This is a genomic window from Bacillus sp. NS1 (assembly GCF_058248265.1).
Genome location: NZ_JBZAZF010000003.1, coordinates 646,418 through 668,582 on the forward strand (window position 1 = coordinate 646,418; position 22,165 = coordinate 668,582).

Consider the following 22,165-nt stretch of genomic DNA (forward strand, 5'->3'; position numbering starts at 1 on the left):
AAAGCAAACATTTAAGTCCTTTTTTTGCAGAATGCCGTAAAAATGTTTCTAGAACGAAAGGATTGTTCCTTTTAGAGGCAAGATTCACATTTTGCGCCTGATCCTGTATTCTTGTAGGTAACTAGTTCTAGTAGGAGGAAGGAAATGTGGAATTACTTTTTTTAGGGACGGGAGCAGGCATTCCTGCTAAGGCGAGAAACGTAACGTCGATGGCATTAAAATTGCTTGAAGAAAGGCGTTCGGTATGGCTGTTTGACTGCGGGGAAGCCACGCAGCACCAAATTTTACATACAACGATTAAACCTCGTAAAATAGAAAAAATCTTCATCACCCATATGCACGGCGATCATGTATACGGGCTTCCGGGTCTTCTGGGGAGCCGTTCCTTTCAAGGGGGAGAGGACGAGCTGACGGTGTACGGGCCTAAAGGGATCAAAGCATTTATTGAAACAAGCCTTGCCGTCACGAAAACCCATTTGACATATCCGCTTGTGATCAAGGAAATTGCAGAAGGAATCGTGTTTGAAGACGATCAGTTTATTGTCACAGCAGTATCTGTTATTCATGGAGTAGAAGCCTTCGGGTACCGTGTACAGGAAAAAGATGTACCAGGTTCCTTAAAGGCGGATGTATTAAAAGAAATGAACATCCCACCCGGACCTGTGTACCAAAGAATCAAAAAAGGCGAAACGGTAACGCTTGAAGACGGGCGCATCATCAATGGGAATGATTTTTTGGAGCCTCCTAAAAAGGGCAGGGCTGTGGTGTTTTCCGGAGATACGAGAGTAAGTGATAAGCTAAAAGAGCTTGCAAGGGATTGTGATGTTCTTGTTCATGAAGCAACATTCGCTAAGGAAGATCGGAAACTTGCTTATGATTATTACCACAGTACAACGGAACAAGCGGCTGTAACAGCGAAAGAAGCTGGGGCGAAGAAGCTCATTTTAACCCATATCAGCGCCAGATATCAGGGAGATGCCTCTCTGGAGCTTCAAAAAGAAGCTGCTGACGTTTTCCCTAACAGCGTGGCGGCATATGATTTCTTAGAGGTAAACGTCCAGCGGGGGTGAAGGAATCGTTTTTATTTGACAATCTTTAATTACATTGTATAATAAAACGTAATCATTACGCTTTATAAGGAGATGTTAATATGAGAGTCAATGTTACTTTAGCTTGCACTGAAACGGGAGACCGTAATTACATCACAACAAAAAATAAACGCACCAACCCAGACCGTTTAGAGCTGAAAAAATATTCACCGCGTTTAAAGAAATATACCCTTCATCGTGAAACAAAATAACAAAGAAAGACCGGGCGTCTTACGGCCCGGTCTTTTTTTATGTTAATTGACTGCCTGGTAAAGAGGAACGGCCTGCTGGCACGCTGCGCACCATACGTCATAAATGGCCAAATGAACAATATGAGGTTCATCATGATGGATGTTATGCGAGCTGTTTTTAGCTTGGATCCAGCCGCTTTGATTAGATAGAGATAATATGCCGCTGTGCATGTTTTGCCACTCCTGTTCAGCAGAGAATTTCTCAGTCCGTTCACCTGATGACAACACAAGGAGAGGCATGTTGCCTAAATGGACTTGCTGTTGTTTGAGTACCTGCAGGCTTTTTGAAAATTCTGCATGTGTGCCCTCAAGCATCATCTTTCTTGTGTATGCTTTGTGCATTTCTTCAGGAATAAAGGAGAAGCTTGTGCAATCTCCTAAAGCTGGATCAAGGAGGACCATGCCGATAATATCGCGCCTGTTTTTGCAGGCCCATAAACCGGTGATCACAGCTCCGTATGAGTGAGAAACAGCCAAATAAGGAGGTTTTACATCTGCTGCTTTAAGCAAACTCTCCAATTCTTTCACCTGTTGTTCAGCTGTTCGTTTAGTGCTGCTTTGTCCGCTTTTCCCTATTCCTGCCCGGTCATATGTGAAAATGCCAAATTCATCATCAATGTCCGCCATTAATGGTTCCCACGTCTCAGAAGAAGTACCGTAGCCGGCCTCAAAGACAATCGTTACACCGCTTGATCCTCTCCGGTGTTGTGTATGAAACGCACATCCGTCAATTGTATATGTCTTTTCCATCCAAGCTGAGTTCATTGGAGTCATCTCCTCTAATTGGTTCTACTAGGGAGACGGAGAACCTGAGCTGATCGTTTCTCTAAAAAATAAAAAAAGAGATATCCGGTTGAGGATATCTCTTTTGGACATTACCAGCCTCTTTCGTATTGAACAGGGGCCGGAATCTCTGTATTAAGCTGTTTTGCAGCAGTTCTTGCAAAGAATGGATCTCGCAGAAGCTCTCTGCCGATAAAGATAAGGTCGGCACGTCCGTTTTGCAGAATTTCTTCAGCCATTGAACCGTCTGTAATCATGCCGACAGCACCAGTTGCCATGTCAGCCTGTTCACGGATTTTCTCAGCGAAGCTGACCTGATAGCCTGGGAATACATTAATGTCTGCATGAACAAGGGCGCCTGAGCTGCAGTCAATTAAGTCAACACCTTGCTCCTTCATCCATTTTGCAAAACCGATGTGATCGGCGATGTCTAAGCCTTTGTCTGTATAGTCAGAAGCAGATACACGGACAAATAAAGGGCCGTCCCATACTTGTTTGACTTCATCGATGATTTCTCTTAAGAAACGATAGCGGTTTTCTGGTGAGCCGCCGTATTCATCTGTACGATGGTTGGATAGCGGAGATAGAAATTCGTGAATTAAGTATCCGTGCGCCGCATGAATTTCAATCACATCAAAGCCGGCTTCTTTTGCGCGGGCTGCCGCTTGTTTGAATTCTTGGATCGTTTCTTTTACTTTTTCTGCTGACATTTCTACAGGTGTTGCTGATTGTTCGTCAAACGCAATCGCAGATGGAGCGAAAATATCTCCTTCAAGCTCTGCTTTACGTCCGGCATGGGCAAGCTGAATGCCGATTTTTGCCCCCTGTTCTTTGACCTGCTCAGTCAGTTTGGCAAAGCCTTCGATATGCTCGTCGCTCCAAATCCCTAAGTCTTGGTCTGTAATTCGTCCTTGAGGGTTAACCGCTGATGCCTCCACAATAATCAGCCCGACCTGGCCGATTGCGCGTGATATGTAATGTGCCATGTGGAACGGAGTCAATTTTCCGTCCTTTTCATGAGAAGAATACATGCACATTGGCGACATGACAATGCGGTTTTTTAACGTCATATCTTTAATTGTAATAGGTGTGAATAATTTTCTGGCCATTTCTTTCGCCTCCCGTAAGGTTTTTAGAGATTGATTATATCAAGTCAATTCTTTCCCGTCATATAAACTGCTCAAAAGATCCGTTTTTGTCAAACATTTCTGTATAATAGACAGGGAGTCATTTTATTTTTCAGTTTAGAAGCGTTTTTATACATAGGAGGGGCGGAGATCGATGAATTGGCAGACGAAGGACGAATTGCTGACCCTTTTAACTTCTCTTGTGCAATACGAAAGCATCACCGGTTCGAAGGGAGAGGCAGCACTTGCAGAATATCTTTATTTTATTTTGAAGGACAAGCCTTATTTTCAAAAACATCCTGATGATGTAACACTTCATCCGATGGACGACGGCAGATCCTTTCTAACGGCTCTTGTCAAAAAGAAGAATGTCAAAAAGACAGTGCTTTTGCTGAGCCATTTTGATGTCGTGGACATAGAGGATTTCGGAGAATTCAAACATATGGCCTGTAAGCCTGCTGAGCTTTTGAGCTCTTTTCTAGAGAAAAAAGAGCTGCTTCCGGAACGTGTGAGAATAGACGCTGAAAGCGGAGACTGGCTGTTCGGAAGAGGGACGATGGATATGAAAGCGGGCCTTGCCGTTCAGCTGTCGATGCTGGAGCGGGCAATGAACGGCCAATTTGAGGGGAATTTGCTGTTGATTACCGTTCCTGACGAGGAAGTGAATTCAAGAGGCATGATTGAAGCGGTTCCTGTACTGAAGGAAATGGAGAAAAAGCGTGATATCACAATAACCGCTTGCTTGAATGCTGAACCGATGTTCGAAAAATATCCCGGCGATCAGCAGCAATATATTTATACAGGAAGCATTGGCAAGGTGCTTGCGGGATTTTTCTGCAAAGGGATTGAAACCCATGTCGGAGAGCCGTTTTCAGGCATAAACGCAAATTTAATGGTATCTGAGATTAACCGCTTGCTCGAACTGAATGCGGATTATTGCGAAAAGGTTGATAGTGAAGTCACTCCGCCGCCGGTAAATTTAATGCAAAAGGACTTGAAAGAGGCGTATTCAGTTCAGACACCGCATACGGCTGTCACGTTATTTAATGTGCTGTCAATGAAACGCTCTGCCAGTAAGCTGCATCAGATGCTGCTTAAAACAGCAGAACAGGCGGCGGAGGAAATAGCCGCGAATATTCGGAAGAAAACACAGGATTTTCAGCAATTTGAGTCATTTCAGCCGATTGAAAGGGCCGTCACTGTTTTGACATTTGATGAGCTGGTCGCGCGTGCCAAAAAGCGTGCTGGAACCTCGGAAACAGAGCGGGCTATTAATTATGTCTTTGCCAACAGGGGAGATCTTGGAGACAGGGATTTTTCGACCCAAATTGTATCTGAGCTTGCTTCGCTATGTAAAGAGGATGCGCCGCTCATTGTTCTTTTTTACAGCCCGCCGTTTTATCCGGCGGTTTCATCAAAGGACGATCAATTGATCAGAAATACAGCTGATCAGCTTATGCATTATGCGGCTGACAGATACGGCATAGCGCTACGGGAGGTGCAGTATTTTCCTGGACTTTCAGACTTAAGCTATCTACAGCTGGAAAAGCAGGAGGTTGATGCGTACACAAGCAATATGCCGCTCTTTAACAGAGGATATTCACTGCCAAGCGGCAAAGATCAGGCTTTATATGTCCCTGTTTTGAACGTTGGTCCGGCTGGAAAAGACCCGCACAAATGGACGGAAAGACTGTATATGCCTTATTCCTTTGAAGTGCTTCCAGACTTGCTTTCATTTACGATCTCCTCGCTATTAAAACAATCAGAAACTGCCGGCCAGCTGTTTTAGGAAAAACAAAAGAGAGAAGGCACTGTGCGGCTTCTCTCTTTGTGTTTTCATCTATGAATGCCTCTCTAAGGCGGCACCGGCAAACTGCTCTTTGATTTCAGCGCTGCGTTTAGCGGTTTCTTCAATACAGTAAATAATCGCTTCTTCAAAGCGGGAGTCCTGTAAAGCACGAAGACCTGCCTCTGTTGTACCCCCTGGACTCGTGATTTCCTTGCGCAGCTGTGCAGGTTGTTTGCCGCTTTGAAGGAGCATATCTGTTGCCCCTGCCATTGTCTGCAAAATGAGTGCTTTTGCGGTTTCCTTATCCAAACCTACTTTTTGCGCCGCTTTTTCCATTGCCTCGATATAACGGTACAAGTAGGCCGGACCACTGCCGGCAATCGCCGTGACAGCGTCAAGATGCCGTTCCTCAACCAGTGTGGCATCACCGATTGTTTCCAAGAGAGCTTTTGCGGCAGCCATATCATCCTGGCTTGTTTCAACGCTTGCGGAAAATCCGGTTGCTGATTTTCCGATCGCTGCTGATGTATTAGGCATGACACGAATGACTGCGAGCTTTCTGCCAAAATAGTGCTGAATGGTTTCGATTGTAAGGCCTGCAAGCACTGAAATCACGAGCTGATCCTTGAGATACGAACGGATGCTGTCGATGCTTTCCGCCGCGTCCTTCGGTTTAAAAGCGAGGATAATGATATCGGTTTGAGTAAAAAACTCATTTTTATCTCTGCATGGACGCACTCCGTACGTTTCCTTTAATTCGATCAGTCGCTCGTCGTTTGAGCGGTTTGTGATATAGATATGTTCTGGTTTTGTGATGCCGCTTTGCAAAATACCGTTAATCATTGCTTCTGCCATAGACCCGGCGCCGACAAATCCTATCTTTTTCATTGATATCCTCCTTTTATCAGAACAACAAAAAACCTTTTCATCACGTAAAGGACGAAAAGGTTCGCGGTACCACCCTCATTAGCACAGAATGTGCTCAGCTCAAATCCCGTAACGCGGGAAACGTTTAGGTTTTCCTAACCGCTCTGAGGGCAGGTTCTACAAACAAGCGGGCTGCAATACCTTTCAGCCGGGGGTATCGCTCTCTTTGGCCATTGCCTTGTATACTATTCCTCGTCATAGCGTTCCAATGGTTCTCGTTTTAGTTTGTTGTTCATTATGCAATGGCGGACAAGCTAATGTCAATAGCTTTTTCAAAAAGGGCCTTTCTCATTCGGCAATAATGACACAAGACCGAGAAAAAGCTAAAATATGAATGATGAATGAAGACAAGGAGCAATAGGATGACAATTGAAGATGTAATTGCAATCCGCGTTCCGACACCGTTTGCTGTCGGCGATGTTATCGTTTACCTCGTAAAAGGTGAAGCGCTGACACTGATCGATGCCGGGCCGAATACAAAAGAGGCTGTTAGAGCCCTTCAAGAACAGCTTGCCGCTGTAAATGTGAAAATGTCAGATATCGAGCAGGTTGTACTGACTCACCATCACGCTGATCATGCAGGCTTGCTTGATGTCTTTTCTGATGAAATCGAAGTGATTGGGCATCCGTTCAACGAACCTTATATCAGCCAAAATCAAGCTTTTATGGATTGGCAAAAATGTTTTTTTCAAAAGCTGCTGCCTGAATTAGGCGTTCCGTTTAATACGGGAAAGGCAGAAAAGCTGATTCGGTCAGCGTACGCATTTTCCTGTACAAGATCCCTGACGAAAACTGTCAGAGAAGGGATGAGTATTGATGGACTTGAGGGCTGGTCTGTTTTGGAGATGCCTGGACATGCTGAGTCGCATATCGTTCTATTCCATGAAAAAAGCGGGAAGATGCTTGGCGGCGATCTTCTGCTGGCTAACAGCTCGTCTAATCCGATTTTGGAAGCCCCGAAAACGGGAGACATAAGGTCAAAGCCTTTAGTCGATTATCAGAGGTCTTTGCGAAGGCTGTCTGAACTTGATCCAACAATCGTATACCCAGGTCACGGTGAAACGATTACCAGCGTACAGGCGCTGATTGAGAAGCGTTTTGACAAGCAGAGAAACAGGACGGAGGATGTGCGGCGCATGCTGGATGAAAAGCCGATGACAGCTTTTCAGGTTTGTCAGCAGCTTTTTCCTGCTGTGTATGAAAAGGAATTATTTTTAACGATGTCAGAAACGGCAGGGCATCTTGATGTGTTGGCGGCAGAAGAATCCATCACGTCATATTGGGAAGGAAATACTGCATACTTTAGAACAATGAAGAGGTGAAATGGGTGAAACATATAGCGGGAAAGCGGATTTGGATAACCGGCGCTTCAGGAGGGCTCGGTGAAAGAATCGCATATTTATGCGCTGCTGAAGGAGCCCATGTCCTGCTGTCGGCAAGACGTGAGGATCGTTTGATAGAAATCAAAAGGAAGATAACTGAGGAATGGAGCGGACAGTGTGAGATATTCCCTCTGGATGTCGGCCGCCTAGAGGATATCGCCCTTGTCCGCGAGCAGATCGGCTCGGTTGATGTACTGATCAACAATGCAGGCTTTGGTATATTTGAAACGGTTTTAGACTCGACACTGGATGACATGAAAGCGATGTTTGATGTGAATGTCTTCGGCTTGATCGCCTGTACAAAAGCGGTGCTTCCGCAAATGCTTGAGCAAAAAAAGGGTCATATCATCAATATCGCTTCTCAAGCGGGGAAGATTGCAACACCGAAGTCGAGCCTTTATTCCGCGACAAAACATGCCGTGCTCGGCTACTCAAACGCTTTGCGGATGGAGCTGGAGGGAACCGGCATTTATGTGACAACTGTCAATCCGGGTCCGATTCAGACGGACTTTTTTTCCATTGCCGATAAAGGCGGGGACTATGTCAAAAATGTCGGCCGCTGGATGCTTGATCCTGATGACGTGGCAGCTCAAATTACAGCTGCTATATTCACGAACAAACGGGAGATCAACCTTCCGCGTATAATGAGTGCCGGCACCAAGCTGTATCAGCTGTTTCCAGCTCTCGTTGAAAAGCTGGCAGGACGTGTGCTCATGAAAAAATAGATGGGACTGCCTGTAGTGAGAGGCTTGTTGGCATGATCACAGGCAGTTTTTTATAGAGGAAGGGAGAAATATTGAATGTCAATCAATCAAGAAGCCCTTCACGTTCTGCTCAAAGATCCGTTTATTCAGAAACTGATTGAGGCAGAGCCTGTATTCTGGGCAAATTCGGGCAAGAAAGAGGGCCCGTTATCTCATGCAGATGAGTGGGAAAGTGAGATAGAAGAGGCGAAAAAAAGGCTACGGCGGTTTGCTCCTTATATTGCCGAGGTGTTTCCTGAGACGAAAGATGCCAAAGGGATGATCGAGTCTCCGCTTTTTGAGATGCAACATATGAAGGAAAGGGTGGAAGCGGCATATCAGCAGCCATTTCCGGGAAGATGGCTTTTAAAGTGCGACCATGAGCTTCCGATTTCAGGTTCGATTAAAGCGCGGGGCGGAATTTATGAAGTATTGAAGCATGCTGAAAAGCTGGCGCTTCAAGAAGGAATGCTTCAGGAAACGGATGATTACCGCATTTTACAGGAAGACCGGTTTACCGCGTTTTTCTCCCGCTATTCGATTGCTGTCGGTTCGACAGGAAATCTAGGATTAAGCATCGGCATCATCGGTGCCACACTCGGATTTCGCGTGACAGTGCATATGTCCGCCGATGCTAAGCAGTGGAAAAAGGATCTCCTTCGCCAAAAGGGTGTCACTGTCATGGAGTATGAATCAGATTACAGTGAAGCAGTGAAAGAAGGGAGACGGCAGGCGGAACAAGATCCATTCTGTTATTTCATTGATGATGAACATTCCCGCCAGCTGTTTTTAGGATATGCTGTTGCCGCCAGCCGATTAAAAAACCAGCTTGACTGTATGAATATACAACCAAGTCTTGAGACGCCGCTGTTTGTGTATCTGCCGTGCGGTGTCGGCGGAGGGCCGGGCGGTGTTGCATTTGGGCTGAAGCTTTTATATGGAGACCATGTTCATGTGTTTTTCGCAGAACCGACTCATTCACCGTGTATGCTGTTAGGGCTTTATTCCGGCCTTCACGAGAAGATTTCTGTCCAGGATATCGGCCTGGATAATCGGACGGCTGCTGACGGGCTTGCCGTAGGGAGGCCGTCAGGATTTGTCGGCAAGCTGATTGAACCGCTGCTGAGCGGCTGTTATACAGTAGAGGACGATACGCTTTATACCTTGCTTCATATGCTGGCTGTATCTGAAAAAAAATATTTAGAGCCCTCTGCTCTTGCCGGCATGTTTGGGCCTGTTCAGCTTTTTTCGACAGAAGAAGGAAGAAGCTTTAGTCAGAAACATAATATGGAACATGCCGTACATGTCGTCTGGGGAACAGGAGGAAGCATGGTTCCAAAAGAAGAAATGGCTGCGTATAACCGGATTGGTGCGGATTTGCTGAAAAACGAAATGAAAAAATAAGCAGACAGTGAAAGGGTTTTCCGTTACAATCTTTGTAAGGGTTTTAACCTTCAGAGAGTCAGGTGTAAACAGTGAAAAATAAAGAGCTTAACTTACATACTTTATATACAAAGCACAATCGTGAGTCTTGGTCTGGTTTTGGGGGACATTTGTCGATTGCTGTTTCTGAAGAAGAGGCAAAAGCCGTGGAAGGGCTGAATGATTATCTATCTGTTGAAGAAGTGGAAACGATCTATATTCCGCTTGTTCGCCTGCTTCATTTGCATGTTAAGTCTGCGGCCGAACGCAATAAGCATGTCAATGTTTTTTTAAAGCACCCTCATTCAGCCAAAATTCCGTTTATTATCGGCATCGCCGGCAGTGTGGCAGTCGGGAAAAGCACGACGGCGCGGATATTGCAAAAGCTGCTTTCACGTTTGCCGGACCGTCCTAAAGTGAGCCTTATCACGACAGATGGTTTTTTATTTCCTACAGCCGAGCTGAAAAAGAAAAATATGATGTCACGAAAAGGGTTTCCCGAAAGTTATGACGTAAAGGCGCTGCTCGAATTCTTGAATGACTTAAAATCAGGAAAAGACAGAGTAAAGGCCCCGGTGTATTCCCATCTCACCTATGACCGGGAGGAAGGTGTGTTCGAGGTTGTAGAACAGGCCGATATTGTGATTATTGAAGGCATTAATGTTCTTCAGTCGCCCACCTTGGAGGATGACCGGGAAAATCCGCGTATTTTTGTTTCCGATTTCTTTGATTTTTCGATTTATGTGGATGCGGAAGAAAGCCGGATTTTCACTTGGTATTTAGAGCGTTTTCGCCTGCTTCGGGAAACAGCTTTTCAAAATCCCGATTCTTATTTTCATAAATTCAAAGACTTGTCTGATCAGGAGGCTGATGAGATGGCGGCCTCGATTTGGGAGAGTGTCAACCGGCCGAATTTATATGAAAATATCTTGCCGACTAAATTCAGGTCAGATCTCATTTTGCGTAAGGGAGACGGGCATAAGGTCGAGGAAGTGCTGGTAAGGAGGGTATGAAATTGTGCATCATATCGAACTGTATGTCTCTGATTTGGAGGCGTCTAGGCGGTTTTGGGGCTGGTTCTTAAAAGAACTTGGCTATAAAGAGTATCAAAAATGGAGCTCAGGCATCAGCTGGAAGAAAGATCGTTTTTACCTAGTGATTGTGCAGGCGAAAGAGCCATTTCTAGAGCCGAAATACCATAGATGCCGAGTCGGTCTGAACCATCTCGCATTTCATGCTGAATCCAAGCTTCAAGTCGATCAGATGACTGAAAAATTGACGGCAAAAGGTTATCGTGTGTTGTACCGAGACAGGCATCCTTTTGCCGGAGGAGACGGGCATTATGCAGTCTTTTGTGAGGATCCAGACCGGATTAAGGTAGAGCTCGTTGCCCCAAGCTGTTAATCGTGATCTTCGGACAGGCTGTTCAGCTTTTTCTCAGTGCGATCCAGCTGCGCTTTTCGGTTTTTCGCATACTTGAAGCCTGTAACAGCCGCAAAGATGACAGCGGCAAATATAATAAATACAAACAGCTGAAACATTATATCACCTATATTCATGTTCATCACCTCATTGTTGCGGGAGAGATTGGTTCTCTCCCGTTTTTTTATTTAAAGCGGCTTTTCCAGCCTGGATTGGTGTTTTGTGATTTCCATTTTCATTTGCCGATAGGCGAACGCTAAAAATGGCAGGCCGAGCAGGGTGATGCCGCTCAGGACAGAAAAAACAAAAATCGGCCGGCCAGCGCCAAATAGGTCTATACATATACCCCCGACCCAGGGGCCGATGACGTTTCCGAGCTGTGAAAAACCGATTGCCCCAAAATAAGTGCCTTTTAATCCTGGTTTTGCAATCTGGTCTACAAACAAATCCATCATAGAGAATAAAAGAACTTCGCCGATTGTAAATGTCACCACAATCATCACAAGTGATGAAACACCGTGTGATATGGTGAAAATGGCCAAGCTGATACTAACCATCACATTACCGAGCATCAGGGAGCAAAGCGGCGAAAAACGTTTTGCAAAATGGACGATGGGAAATTGCGTTGCCAACACAACGATTGCGTTTAATGTCAGCATCAACCCATACAGCTTCGTTCCATTACCGATCAAGGGGTTCTGCGCCATGTACTGCGGGAATGTGGAACTGAATTGTGAGTAGCCGAAGGTGCATAGTGTAATGCCGATCAAAGCAATTGTAAAAAGATGATCCTTTTGCGTTACCATAAACGCTTCCCGCACGCTCATATTTTGGGGTTGGCTTGATGCTGACAAGGATGGATGTTTTTTAAATTGGATGGCAAGCACGAGGCCGTATAGTCCGTAAATGACTGCGGGCACCAAAAAGGGTGCGGTCGATTGCGATGAGCCGAAATACAGGCCGAGCACCGGTCCGAAGACAACGCCGATATTAATAGCTGCATAGCGTAAATTAAAAACAAGCAGTCTCGTTTTTTCTTCTGTCATATCAGACAGCAAGGCCTTTGAAGCAGGCTCGAACAGTGATTTGCATAGACCGTTTAATGCGTTTACCACAAAAAACACCCAAAGATGAGATGCCCCCGCAAACCCTGCAAATACCAGCATCCAGCCTAAAATGGATACAAGCATCATGTTTTTTCTGCCGAATTTGTCTGAGATATATCCGCCGTAAAAGCTTGCAAGGATGCCGACTGATGAGCTTGCGGCAATGACCAGCCCTGCATAGGAAGCAGATGCGCCTTGAACGGCCGTTAAATAAATCGCTAAAAAAGGAATGCTCATCGATGTTGCCATTCTGCCGAAAATGGTTCCGATGATAATTGTCCAGCTGATGGGGTGGATATCTTTCCATTTCTTCATGAATCGTATTCTCTCCTGTATTGTAAGATCTTTTTCTATCATATATGAAAAAATTTCCTTCTCCAATGGGGAATTCAAAATATTTTGTTATTGGCATTCGCTTATAAAACATGTCCTACTTTATGGATTGCAATATACCATGTGTGGAGGGCGCACATGGCTGACGTTACATTGTTTGAAATTGAGGTTAAAGCATTCGGAAGGAAATGACGTTATGTCCGGCGTTTATCTGTGGTAAAAGCGTAATATTAATTGATGCTGAATGCGGGGGCATTTTAAAGTCGTTCGGCAGGACATGGAAGCAAAGGGATGTCCGTTTGAAACATTAAAGGCCGTAATTTTAACCCATCAGGGTGTGGATCAAGTTTCGGAAATGCTAGTGATGCCGGACATGAGATCAAAATTTACGCTAAAAACCGACATGAACTGGAGCACAGAAGAAGATGCCGCGTTTCTTCCGAATGAATCAAAGTAGATTTCGAAAATTAAGTGTATGACACGGCTTGAGGAATGGGCAGCTTATCCCGTTTTGAAGGGAATTCGGGTGATTTTTTTGTCAGGCATATCAATCTACGGAGTGTGAGAAATTCCTGCTTTGCTTTCTTCACAAGCCTTTTTGCCGTATGACATTGAGACTGTTTTCTGCATCACGGCGGTGTTTTCAAAGGGAAGCCGCATTAGCGGCTGACGGTGTGACCTGCGCTTAAGAGAACAGCCCTTGGTTTGTGACATAGTCATAAATGATATCTTCTATATGCGCATGCAGATCCTCATCAGGTTCTTCATTCCGTCTCTCTTCTAAGGCTGCTTTCAGGCTTTGTTTTTCATACGGGCTTAACGGATCTATGGCAACATTTCTGCCGTATTGACGCAGTGCCTGCCCCATCATTTTTTCGACAAATTTCTCCATTATGACTCTCCTATCTTTATGCTTCGCTTTCATTCTACTAAATGTTTCTCTTCTCTCAAACCCTTGGATCATATTTTCTGTCAGACAAGAATCATTTACCAGTATAAATCGAACATACTTTCGCATATAATAGAAAAACGAACATAAGTTCTTTTTAGAGGTGTGTATGATGAAAGAAAAAGTGATTTTTCTCGTTGACATGCAATCGTTTTATGCATCTGTAGAGAAAGCGGAAAATCCACATTTGAAAAATAAGCCCGTCATTGTTTCAGGTGATCCTGAAAAAAGGGGCGGAGTCGTATTGGCTGCCTGTCCGCTGGCGAAACAAAAGGGTGTGGCGAATGCTTCGCGGCTGTGGGAGGCGCAGGAAAAGTGCCCTGAAGCTGTTGTGCTCCGGCCCCGTATGCAGCGGTATATTGATGTATCACTGCAAATTACCGCCATTCTAGAGGAATATACAGACCTTGTAGAGCCGTATTCCATTGACGAACAGTTCATGGACATTACAGGCAGTCAGAAGCTGTTTGGGACGCCGGAAGAGATTGCAAAAAGCATTCAGGGCAGAATCATGCGGGAGATCGGCGTTTATGCGCGGGTCGGAATCGGTCCTAATAAAGCGCTAGCCAAAATCGCGTGCGACAATTTTGCCAAAAAGAATAAGAACGGTATTTTTACCTTAACGAAAGAAAATATGAAAACTGAAATGTGGCCGCTTCCGGTGGGCAGCATGTTTGGCGTCGGGAGCCGCATGAAGCATCATTTAAACCGGATGGGCATCAGCACGATCGGCGGGCTTGCGGCTTTTCCGCTCGATCTTTTAAAAAAGAAATGGGGCATTAACGGCCATGTGCTGTGGATGACGGCGAACGGGATCGACTATTCCCCTGTATCTACTTCATCTCTGGACGGACAAAAGGCGATTGGCCATGGAATGACTCTCCCGAGAGACTACGAACACTTTGACAAAGAAATCAAAGTCGTACTGCTGGAGCTGAGTGAAGAAGTGTGCAGGCGAAGCCGAAACGCCGGAGTAATGGGGCAGACGGTATCAGTGAGCTGCCGGGGTGCTGATTTTGATTGGCCGACGGGCTTCAACCGGCAAGTGAAGCTGGCGGAGCCGACTAATTCTACCCAGGATGTATATGAGGCTGTATGCCGGCTGTTTCTTACGTTTTGGGACGGGAAGCCTGTCCGCCGTCTCGGGGTCAATCTGTCCCAGCTCTCATCTGATGACATATGGCAGCTCAATTTATTTCAGGATTATGCAAAGAAAATGAGCCTTGGCTATGTGATGGATGGCATTAAAAACCGGTTCGGCGATACAGCCATCATCAGGGCGGCGTCACTGACAGCGGCAGGCCAGGCATTTGAACGTGCGGCTAAAATAGGAGGGCACTATAAATGAATGACCATTTAAAAAGAGGCAACCTGCTGTGGGAAGGAAGCAGGATGTTTCTGCCGGAGCATAAACAAAGCCTGCTTGAGAGAAAGCGCCATAAACAGAAGCTGCAAAAGCCGATCCTTGATCCTGATAAGCTGGAGGAAATGAATCAAACGCTTTGCGCCGCGATGGAGTTTGCCCAGAATATCACTGTCAGCTGCTTTCAGGATGGTGAAATTGTCCGCTGTACCGGGAAGATCTGCCGGTATGAAGAGTTTGAAAAAACAGTATGGATAAAAGGAGACGAAGATCAGCTTTATAAGCTGAAACTTGATCAGGTGCTTGATATTGTGCTGTAAAGTTTCTCCCTCCTGCATTGGGGGGAGAAATATGTGTAAAAATATCTAACATTGTTCCCTCGGCAAACTGCAAACGTATGATACAGGAAAGAAGGCATTTACAATTCCAGTCAGGCAAAATATAATTTTTATATTGTGAGAAAAAAGAGCTGACATTCGTTTTGCCAGACGGAGGGAGATCAAATCGTAATGGATATTCGAACAATCACGTCTTCAGATTATGAAATGGTAACGTCTGTAATGAATGAATGGTGGGGCGGCAGACAGCTGAAAGAAAAATTGCCGAGACTATTTTTTGAGCATTTTCAGGACACAAGCTTTATTACATCTGAACATAGCAGCATGACCGGATTTTTAATCGGGTTTCAATCACAATCGGATCCTGAAACGGCATACATCCATTTTTCCGGTGTGCATCCAGATTTCAGAAAAATGCAAATTGGAAAACAATTATACGATGTCTTTATTGAAACAGTAAAACAACGAGGCTGCACCCGGGTAAAGTGCGTCACTTCACCGGTGAATAAGGTGTCAATCGCGTATCACACAAAATTGGGATTTAACATTGAAAAGGGCACCAAAACGGTAAATGGCATCTCAGTGTTTGCAAACTACGATGGCCCCGGCCAAGATAAGGTACTGTTTGTCAAAAACATATGAGGGGGAAATATGATGGATTTTTTATCAAAAACACCTGAGCCTCCTTACTATGCAGTCATTTTTTCATCTGTCAAAAGCGAAAATGACCCAGGATATGGAGAAACAGCGGAGCGAATGGTATCGCTTGCGGCGGATCAGCCTGGATTTTTAGGCGTCGAAAGCGTTCGTGAAGCGGGTGGAAGGGGCATAACGGTTTCCTATTGGGACAGTATGGATGCCATTAACCACTGGAAGCATCACACTGAACATCAAGCAGCAAAAGAAAAAGGAAAAAGCATGTGGTACGAGTCGTATGCAGTCCGCATCGCAAAAGTCGAGAGGCAGCGGCTGTTTTCAGGAGAAGAGAAATGATTGAATATCTTCAGCATACGGAAGAGATCACAGCGCGTGAGATTATTGCCGTGCAGCAGCCAGCCTACATAAAAGAAGCGGAGCTTATCGGTTTTGACGGTATTCCCGCCTTACAGGAGAAGCCAAAGGATATTCAAGCATCACATGAACAGTTTGCGGGATATCGGAAAGAAGGTAAACTGATCGGTGTCATTTCATATGAGAAAAACATGCATCATCTCACCATTTGCAGGCTTGTTGTGCATCCCGACGGTTTCAGAAAAGGGATTGGACGAGCACTTTTGCAATTTGTCATCGATCAAAACGAAGACGCTGAGAAAATCGAAGTAGTCACAGCTGAGGAAAATACACCGGCCGTGTCGCTCTATACAAAGGCGGGATTTCAAAAGGCAGAAACCATCAAAGCCGCGGAGGGTCTATTGCTGTCTGTCTTTCATTTGTATCCGGAACGAAAAGTTGAGGTGGTTCCTTACAATGAAAAATGGGCGGAATATTTCAATGAAGAAAAAGAACGGCTGAAGCTTGTGCTCGGACCGGAGATCGTTGCTGTCCATCATATCGGAAGCACATCAATTCCAAACATGGCAGCAAAGCCAATCATTGATATGTTAATTGAAGTCAGAAGCATTGAAGCTGTGAGCCAATATGATATACAAATGAAGGCTATCGGCTATACACCGAAAGGGGAAAACGGCATAGCTGGCAGGCGTTATTTCCAAAAAGGCGGTAATAAACGTACTCATCATGTCCATGTGTACGAAAAGGGAAACCCTGCTATTGAAAGGCATCTGTTATTCAGAGATTATCTCAGAGCCCATCCAAAAATAGCGGAGGAATACGCCGTTCTCAAAAAACGGCTGGCTGCCCAGCATCCGGACTGCATCAATCAGTACATACAAGGGAAAGATGGTTGGATCAAGACTGCAGAAAAAAATGCGAAGCGGTGGAAAGAAGGCAGAAACAATGCGGATGGAAGCGTTGTATGCTACAATAGCGAAAATGATGAAAACGGGGGTCTCACCTTATGAACATACATGTGACAGATGCAGCAAAACAGGCACTGCAGCAGGCGTTTGACGCCAACCCGGGAAAAAAAGCCCAGCTTCGTTACGATGCAGAAGGATGCGGCTGCGCGGTAAGCGGTGTACCGACAATCTGGCTGGCAGAAGAATTAACGGGACAGTGCGAGCAGGTGGAAACGAACGGTATCCCGCTGTATATCCAGTCGTCACAAAAGGTGTTTTTTGACGATCAAATGACGATCGATTACAATGAAAAAGCCAAAACACTGGCGCTGAAAAGCCCGGCTGAAATGCTCAGCCCTAGAATGAGCATATTAGTAAAGTAGGGAGACACGAAACGTGGAACAAAAGCTGAAGGCAATGAAGAACACAGCACAGAATAAAACGTGGGTATCCTTCCTGAATCAAAACCATCCCTATACTTTGCTCCACTGGTCAATTGGAGGAGCAGAATCCGTCAAGAAAGATGTTTGGCTATTGCAGGATGAAATGACCTTCGAAACGCAGGAGTTTACAACGATAGATCTTGCGATTGAATGGATTAGAGAAAATATGGATGGCATTACCGACGTTTTATGAAATGGAAAAGCGAAAGAGCCAAAGGGGGCCTTTCGCTTTTTTATTATGAAAGAAAACCTGGTATTTTGGTTTGCCAACCAAAAGATTGCCGGAAAAGTTAGGATGCCAAAAAGACAGTAATCGTTTTAGCGCAAACAACTTGGACAGGAGGCAAGTTGTTAATGAAAATAGGACAAATACTTGATATTTTTTGTGTAAGAAAAAGTGCAAAGGCCACATCCATATGTTAATGGGCACTTCACTGAAAGAAAAAATCATTGGAGTATCGTAAGAAAACTAAGAGGTTTTTTGACGTGATAGAAAACGGAGTGAGAGTTCTAGCTCACTCTTTTTTTGTTTAATTGTCAACGACTTGAAAGCAGATAAAACAAGGTGTTTCGGGATGATTCGGTTATTCGTTGACATTTTGACAACGATTATATATCATTAAACCGTCTTAGTCTTTAGGCTGATAGATTGATAAATTTTTAATGTGAAAGGAGAACAGATCGTGGATGAAAAAAAGAAAAATCAGCTAGGAGCGCTGCTAAAAGAGCATTTGCAAAAAAATTCTTTATCTTTAAGAGAATTGAGCGAACGCACACAAATTGATAAAGCGACTATTTCGAGAATCATCAATGGCAAAAGAAAGGCCAACCTGAACCATTTACAAAGGTTTTCAGACAGTCTTGGCGTTTCTTTTGATGAGCTGATGACAGCTGCCGGCTATACAATGGAGAAGAAGCAGGACAACGGCCGTCCGGATATTCACTCATCAATGGACGAAATTGAAGACGTTTTGCAATCCTCAAATGTCTATGACCGGTCTTTTACAATGGAAGAGTTGAGTAGCAAATTGACTGAGTATCAGCAATATTCTCAGACAGAGGAAGGGAAGCGTACGATTCAGGACGAGTTTGAAGATAAAGTCGAGAAAGTCAGCGGCATCGGTCCTTTCCTGACCCGTCTGAACGACATGTATTTCCGATTTACCTCTGGTCGCGGGACGCCGCGTGAATTGCTGCTGATAGGCGGTGCTTTGTTGTATTTCATTGCTCCTGTTGATGTTATACCGGATTATATTTTTCCGATTGGCTATATCGATGACGCCGCAGCGATTCAACTTGTCTTCACCCAATTGTCACCTAAATCATAATGGAGCATGTTAAAGATGAAACAAAAACAAACCAACATTGACATCAGTCTTCTGCTCATTTTATTTAGTCTGTTTTGCATCAGTTTACTGGCTGTTTACAGCGGATCGGGGCAGTATGAAACACAGGACCCTTTTTATTTTGCTAAACGGCAGGTCATTTGGTATCTTGTCGGATTTGGCATCATGGCCGGGACAGCTTATATCGATTACGAGCTGCTCGAACGATTGGCGCTCAGGTTATTTGTAGGAGCTGTTTTTCTCCTCATTCTCGTTCATTTTTTTGGAACTTATAAAAATGGTTCACAAAGGTGGATAAGCTTGGGGGTGTTAGAAATCCAGCCTACAGAATTTATGAAGATTATTTTGATTCTTCTGTTGGCTTCGGTCCTTAATCAATATCAGCATAAAAGGTTTTCTTTCACAGAGAGCATCATTCCGACGGGTAAAATCATGGTGTACACACTGATTCCGTTTTTCTTCATATTGATTCAGCCTGATTTAGGCTCTGCATTGGTGATATTGTCGATTGCATTCACGTTAATGCTGGTCTCGGGGATTTCGGGCAGAATGATCATGTCCCTGTCACTTGGATTCATAGCATTAATCGCCTTTTTGACGTTTCTGCACAATTATTACTTTGAGATATTTTCGAAGATCATTAAACCCCATCAGCTTGACAGGATATACGGCTGGCTCAGCCCTCATCAACATGCGTCTACATATGGTTACCAGCTGACACAGTCGTTATTGGCGATAGGATCAGGTCAGCTGACAGGAAGCGGCTTTACTCATGGAGTCCAAGTTCAAGGAGGGAAAATTCCGGAGGCTCATACCGATTTTATATTCGCCGTGATTGGTGAAGAGTTCGGTTTTTTTGGTGCCGTAACATTAATCTGTCTTTATTTTCTGATGATCTACAGAATTATTAGGATTGCGATGCGGTCCAACAGTCTGTTCGGTGTTTATATATCTGCGGGGGTTGCAGGTTTAATTATATTCCAAGTGTTTCAAAATATCGGGATGACGATCGGTTTAATGCCGGTGACAGGGCTCGCTCTTCCGTTTATCAGCTATGGCGGCAGCGCGCTATTGACCAATATGATTGCTTTAGGTCTCGTTTTCAGTGTGAATATCAGATCTAAGCATTATATGTTTGGCAGGGGGTGGGATTGAAGTGCTTAAGGTGATTCTTTCCCATCTAAAGAAGCTGGATTATGTCTTGATCGCATCGGTTCTGATTTTATCCTCGCTTGGTTTGCTGATGGTTTACAGCGCCGGCTACCCCCTCGGATATATAAAGTATGGTAATGGCAGCTATTTTTTTATGAAGCAGCTGCAATGGCTGCTCATTGGTTTGACCTTTTTTTCGGCTGCCGTCTTTTTCCCTTACAAAGCTTACGGCAAACTCATCCGGTTTTTAGTAAAGCTTTCTTTTTTGATGCTGCTTCTCGTTTTGCTGCCGGGGATTGGGGTGGAGAAAAACAATTCCCAAAGGTGGATTCATTTCGGTTCGCTCATCATTCAGCCGTCTGAGGCCGTGAAGCTTGTGATGATTATTTATTTTGCTTACGTGTATGCAAAAAAGCAGAGATATATCGCCAATTTTGGAAAGGGCGTCATGCCCCCGCTGCTCATCTTGGCGGCCGTGTTTTTTCTAATTTTAAAGCAGCCGGACTTGGGCACCGCCGTTTCGATCCTGTTAAGCTGCGGAGCTGTTCTGTTGTGCGCCGGCATCAGAAAACGGCACTTATTGCTTCTCGGGACAATGGCCGGGGCCGGCATCGCATATTTTGCTATGACGGCGCCGTACCGGTTAAGAAGGCTGACATCGTTCAGGAATCCTTTTCAGGATGAAAACGGAGACGGCTACCAGTTAATCAATTCCTACCTCGCCATCGATTCGGGCGGGTTCTGGGGAAATGGATTGGGAAACAGTGTTCAAAAGCTGGGATTTCTTCCTGAAGCCCATACGGACTTTATTATGGCGGTTATTACCGAGGAACTCGGCGGGGTCGGGCTGTTGATGATCATCGGGGCCTACCTGTTAATGATGTTCAGAGGTGTTCGGATCGCTGTGCAAATCAATGATCCTTTTGGAAAGCTGCTGGCGATCGGCCTTACCTTCCAGATCATGATTCAATCGTTATTTAACCTGGGCGCTGTTTTAGGTCTTCTCCCCATTACCGGAATTCCTCTTCCGTTTGTCAGCTATGGTGGTTCTTCGTTAATGTTCATGCTGATTTCAGCCGGGATATTGGTCAATCTCTCATCACACGTTAAGAAGAGTAAAATAAGAGAGGCCTATCTTTTATAGAAAGGCCTCTCTTATGGTTGAAAAAAAACTAGGGTAGGGCTTAAGGTTTCGAGGTTTCTATTTTCTCTAAAAACTCCTGCACCGTTTTTCGGTATGTGTCCCGGTTTTTCGTATATGACATGGCATGTTCGCCGTTATCTGCAATATACAGCGCCTTCGGTCCGGGTTTCTTTTCATAAAGCCGCTCGGTAGAAGAAACGGGAATATAATCATCATCTTTACTGTGAATAAAGAGGACCGGTTTTTCGATTTTATCAATGACAGCAAGCGGAGATACGTCGCGTGCCCGATAGCCGCCCCTTAGCTTCAAAAAGAAGTCGGCGATGGGGAGCAGCGGCCAAGCCGGGAGCCTGTACTCCGCTTTCAGCCGATGGGCAAGCTGTTCATCAAAACGTGCGAATGGGCAATCGGCGATATAAAAATCAGCACCATCATCACAATGTTCACCAGCGTAAAGCAGGGCAGTCGCAGCTCCCATTGATTCACCGTGAATACCGATTAATCCGCGATGGCCTGTTTTGTTCTTGACCCAGCTGACAACCTCACTGAGATCATCCTTTTCATAAAACCCGTAGCTAGTCGTCTTTCCGCCGCTTTGTCCGTGCCGGCGATGGTCATAAACAATCACATTCCAGCCAAGATCAAGAAATAACTGCATATATTTAAGAGAATTCAGCACATTCATCGTCACCCCGTGGCAGATGATGATGGTGTTTGGTGTGTCATGCTGTGCGACATGGTATCCTTTTATATCATACCCGTAACCCGATGGTATAACAAAAGCGGTTTTCTCCATTCGTTCAAATGATTCAAACACATCATGTCCGTCGACTGTCTCTCTTTTGATAATATCTTCATCTGTTTTTTTCCTAATAAACAGAATGATATTTGAAAAAACAATTCCGATTGCGATTACAGCGGTTAAGACAGCGCCAATGGCCAAAAGGATTTTCTTCAAAAGTCACAGCACCTTTCAACTAAATACAGGAAATTTATACTTGAAATCATTATACCTAAACAGTGCTGTGCTGATCAAAAAAGTTTTCAGAAGAGAGTCCGCTTGTTCAGTCTGTATGCTCCGTGATAAACTGGCCTCAAA

General features: G+C 44.8%; 25 protein-coding genes, 1 pseudogene and 1 other annotated feature. Of the genes and pseudogenes, 19 read left to right on the forward strand and 7 right to left on the reverse strand.

The window, feature by feature from the left end; genetic code table 11:
• Nucleotides 1–146: 146 nt before the first annotated feature.
• Together rnz and rpmG are read left to right on the forward strand one after the other, a co-directional pair.
• Nucleotides 147–1,070, forward strand: coding sequence for a ribonuclease Z (gene rnz, locus AC4CV5_RS13795; RefSeq protein WP_166851111.1), 924 nt, complete (start codon nt 147–149; stop codon nt 1,068–1,070).
• Between the two features lie 80 nt (nt 1,071–1,150).
• Complete coding sequence (gene rpmG / locus AC4CV5_RS13800) at nt 1,151–1,300, forward strand: 50S ribosomal protein L33 (RefSeq protein WP_003226511.1); 150 nt, start codon at nt 1,151–1,153, stop codon at nt 1,298–1,300.
• 42 nt (nt 1,301–1,342) lie between these two features.
• Here the strand turns inward: rpmG and AC4CV5_RS13805 are convergent, their stop codons facing one another.
• Both AC4CV5_RS13805 and namA read right to left on the reverse strand, forming a co-directional pair.
• Nucleotides 1,343–2,104 (reverse strand): alpha/beta fold hydrolase, encoded by a 762-nt coding sequence (locus tag AC4CV5_RS13805; RefSeq protein WP_166851113.1) that lies wholly within the window; start codon nt 2,102–2,104, stop codon nt 1,343–1,345.
• A gap of 110 nt (nt 2,105–2,214) precedes the next feature.
• Entirely contained in the window at nt 2,215–3,231 is a 1,017-nt protein-coding gene (namA, locus tag AC4CV5_RS13810) for an NADPH dehydrogenase NamA (RefSeq protein ID WP_326221626.1), read from the reverse strand.
• Nucleotides 3,232–3,403: 172 nt separating this feature from the next.
• On the opposite strand from namA, the gene AC4CV5_RS13815 reads away from it, so the two are divergent.
• Nucleotides 3,404–5,038 (forward strand): M20/M25/M40 family metallo-hydrolase, encoded by a 1,635-nt coding sequence (locus AC4CV5_RS13815; protein ID WP_166851115.1) that lies wholly within the window; start codon nt 3,404–3,406, stop codon nt 5,036–5,038.
• 51 nt (nt 5,039–5,089) lie between these two features.
• Here AC4CV5_RS13815 and proC read toward each other — a convergent pair whose 3' ends face one another.
• Nucleotides 5,090–5,926 (reverse strand): pyrroline-5-carboxylate reductase, encoded by an 837-nt coding sequence (gene proC / locus AC4CV5_RS13820; protein WP_222143114.1) that lies wholly within the window; start codon nt 5,924–5,926, stop codon nt 5,090–5,092.
• A gap of 44 nt (nt 5,927–5,970) precedes the next feature.
• Nucleotides 5,971–6,173: a binding site (T-box leader), on the reverse strand.
• A 154-nt stretch (nt 6,174–6,327) separates the two neighbouring features.
• Here proC and AC4CV5_RS13825 point away from each other — a divergent pair.
• The 5 genes from AC4CV5_RS13825 to AC4CV5_RS13845 all read left to right on the forward strand — a co-directional run bounded on the left by AC4CV5_RS13825 (nt 6,328) and on the right by AC4CV5_RS13845 (nt 10,916).
• Nucleotides 6,328–7,287, forward strand: a complete 960-nt coding sequence (locus tag AC4CV5_RS13825) for an MBL fold metallo-hydrolase (RefSeq protein ID WP_166851119.1) — start codon at nt 6,328–6,330, stop codon at nt 7,285–7,287.
• Between the two features lie 5 nt (nt 7,288–7,292).
• Nucleotides 7,293–8,072 (forward strand): SDR family NAD(P)-dependent oxidoreductase, encoded by a 780-nt coding sequence (locus tag AC4CV5_RS13830; protein WP_490923020.1) that lies wholly within the window; start codon nt 7,293–7,295, stop codon nt 8,070–8,072.
• A gap of 75 nt (nt 8,073–8,147) precedes the next feature.
• The gene (gene dsdA, locus AC4CV5_RS13835; RefSeq protein WP_490923022.1) at nt 8,148–9,494 is read left to right on the forward strand and encodes a D-serine ammonia-lyase; all 1,347 of its coding nucleotides are present in this window, start codon (nt 8,148–8,150) and stop codon (nt 9,492–9,494) included.
• Nucleotides 9,495–9,565: 71 nt separating this feature from the next.
• Nucleotides 9,566–10,525 carry a type I pantothenate kinase gene (gene coaA / locus AC4CV5_RS13840; RefSeq protein WP_003236785.1) on the forward strand — a complete coding sequence of 320 codons (960 nt, stop codon included), beginning with the start codon at nt 9,566–9,568 and terminating at the stop codon, nt 10,523–10,525.
• A 4-nt stretch (nt 10,526–10,529) separates the two neighbouring features.
• Nucleotides 10,530–10,916, forward strand: a complete 387-nt coding sequence (locus AC4CV5_RS13845) for a VOC family protein (protein WP_085186446.1) — start codon at nt 10,530–10,532, stop codon at nt 10,914–10,916.
• Here the strand turns inward: AC4CV5_RS13845 and AC4CV5_RS13850 are convergent.
• Nucleotides 10,913–11,071, reverse strand: coding sequence for a hypothetical protein (locus AC4CV5_RS13850; RefSeq protein ID WP_490923024.1), 159 nt, complete (start codon nt 11,069–11,071; stop codon nt 10,913–10,915). The genes AC4CV5_RS13845 and AC4CV5_RS13850 overlap by 4 nt on opposite strands.
• A gap of 51 nt (nt 11,072–11,122) precedes the next feature.
• Entirely contained in the window at nt 11,123–12,355 is a 1,233-nt protein-coding gene (locus tag AC4CV5_RS13855) for an MDR family MFS transporter (protein WP_490923025.1), read from the reverse strand.
• 295 nt (nt 12,356–12,650) lie between these two features.
• On the opposite strand from AC4CV5_RS13855, the gene AC4CV5_RS13860 reads away from it, so the two are divergent.
• Nucleotides 12,651–12,830 carry a hypothetical protein gene (locus tag AC4CV5_RS13860; RefSeq protein ID WP_373923166.1) on the forward strand — a complete coding sequence of 60 codons (180 nt, stop codon included), beginning with the start codon at nt 12,651–12,653 and terminating at the stop codon, nt 12,828–12,830.
• Between the two features lie 228 nt (nt 12,831–13,058).
• Here the strand turns inward: AC4CV5_RS13860 and AC4CV5_RS13865 are convergent, their stop codons facing one another.
• Nucleotides 13,059–13,265, reverse strand: a complete 207-nt coding sequence (locus tag AC4CV5_RS13865) for a YqzH family protein (protein WP_003226541.1) — start codon at nt 13,263–13,265, stop codon at nt 13,059–13,061.
• Nucleotides 13,266–13,431: 166 nt separating this feature from the next.
• On the opposite strand from AC4CV5_RS13865, the gene AC4CV5_RS13870 reads away from it, so the two are divergent.
• The 10 genes and pseudogenes from AC4CV5_RS13870 (at nt 13,432) to ftsW (ending at nt 21,066) form a co-directional block, all read left to right on the forward strand.
• On the forward strand, nt 13,432–14,670 hold the full coding sequence (locus AC4CV5_RS13870) for a DNA polymerase IV (RefSeq protein ID WP_166851133.1): 1,239 nt from the start codon (nt 13,432–13,434) through the stop codon (nt 14,668–14,670).
• Entirely contained in the window at nt 14,667–15,005 is a 339-nt protein-coding gene (locus tag AC4CV5_RS13875) for a YolD-like family protein (RefSeq protein ID WP_166851135.1), read from the forward strand. The genes AC4CV5_RS13870 and AC4CV5_RS13875 overlap by 4 nt, the downstream gene beginning before the upstream one ends.
• A gap of 189 nt (nt 15,006–15,194) precedes the next feature.
• Entirely contained in the window at nt 15,195–15,665 is a 471-nt protein-coding gene (locus AC4CV5_RS13880) for a GNAT family N-acetyltransferase (RefSeq protein ID WP_166851137.1), read from the forward strand.
• A gap of 9 nt (nt 15,666–15,674) precedes the next feature.
• A pseudogene (locus AC4CV5_RS13885) lies at nt 15,675–16,020 on the forward strand (antibiotic biosynthesis monooxygenase family protein).
• Nucleotides 16,013–17,044 carry a GNAT family N-acetyltransferase gene (locus AC4CV5_RS13890; RefSeq protein ID WP_490923028.1) on the forward strand — a complete coding sequence of 344 codons (1,032 nt, stop codon included), beginning with the start codon at nt 16,013–16,015 and terminating at the stop codon, nt 17,042–17,044. The pseudogene AC4CV5_RS13885 and the gene AC4CV5_RS13890 overlap by 8 nt, the downstream one beginning before the upstream one ends.
• A complete protein-coding gene (locus tag AC4CV5_RS13895; RefSeq protein ID WP_490923029.1) occupies nt 17,041–17,364 on the forward strand; it encodes an iron-sulfur cluster biosynthesis family protein in 324 nt (107 codons plus the stop codon). Before AC4CV5_RS13890 ends, AC4CV5_RS13895 begins: the two co-directional genes overlap by 4 nt.
• A 13-nt stretch (nt 17,365–17,377) precedes the next feature.
• Entirely contained in the window at nt 17,378–17,617 is a 240-nt protein-coding gene (locus AC4CV5_RS13900; protein ID WP_003226554.1) for a YqkC family protein, read from the forward strand.
• 490 nt (nt 17,618–18,107) lie between these two features.
• Nucleotides 18,108–18,752, forward strand: coding sequence for a helix-turn-helix domain-containing protein (locus AC4CV5_RS13905; RefSeq protein WP_490923030.1), 645 nt, complete (start codon nt 18,108–18,110; stop codon nt 18,750–18,752).
• 15 nt (nt 18,753–18,767) lie between these two features.
• Nucleotides 18,768–19,925, forward strand: coding sequence for a rod shape-determining protein RodA (rodA, locus tag AC4CV5_RS13910; RefSeq protein ID WP_166851148.1), 1,158 nt, complete (start codon nt 18,768–18,770; stop codon nt 19,923–19,925).
• Nucleotides 19,921–21,066, forward strand: a complete 1,146-nt coding sequence (gene ftsW, locus AC4CV5_RS13915) for a putative lipid II flippase FtsW (RefSeq protein ID WP_373923437.1) — start codon at nt 19,921–19,923, stop codon at nt 21,064–21,066. Before rodA ends, ftsW begins: the two co-directional genes overlap by 5 nt.
• Before the next feature lie 40 nt (nt 21,067–21,106).
• Here ftsW and AC4CV5_RS13920 read toward each other — a convergent pair whose 3' ends face one another.
• A complete protein-coding gene (locus AC4CV5_RS13920; protein WP_222143107.1) occupies nt 21,107–22,024 on the reverse strand; it encodes an alpha/beta hydrolase in 918 nt (305 codons plus the stop codon).
• Nucleotides 22,025–22,165: the final 141 nt, after the last annotated feature.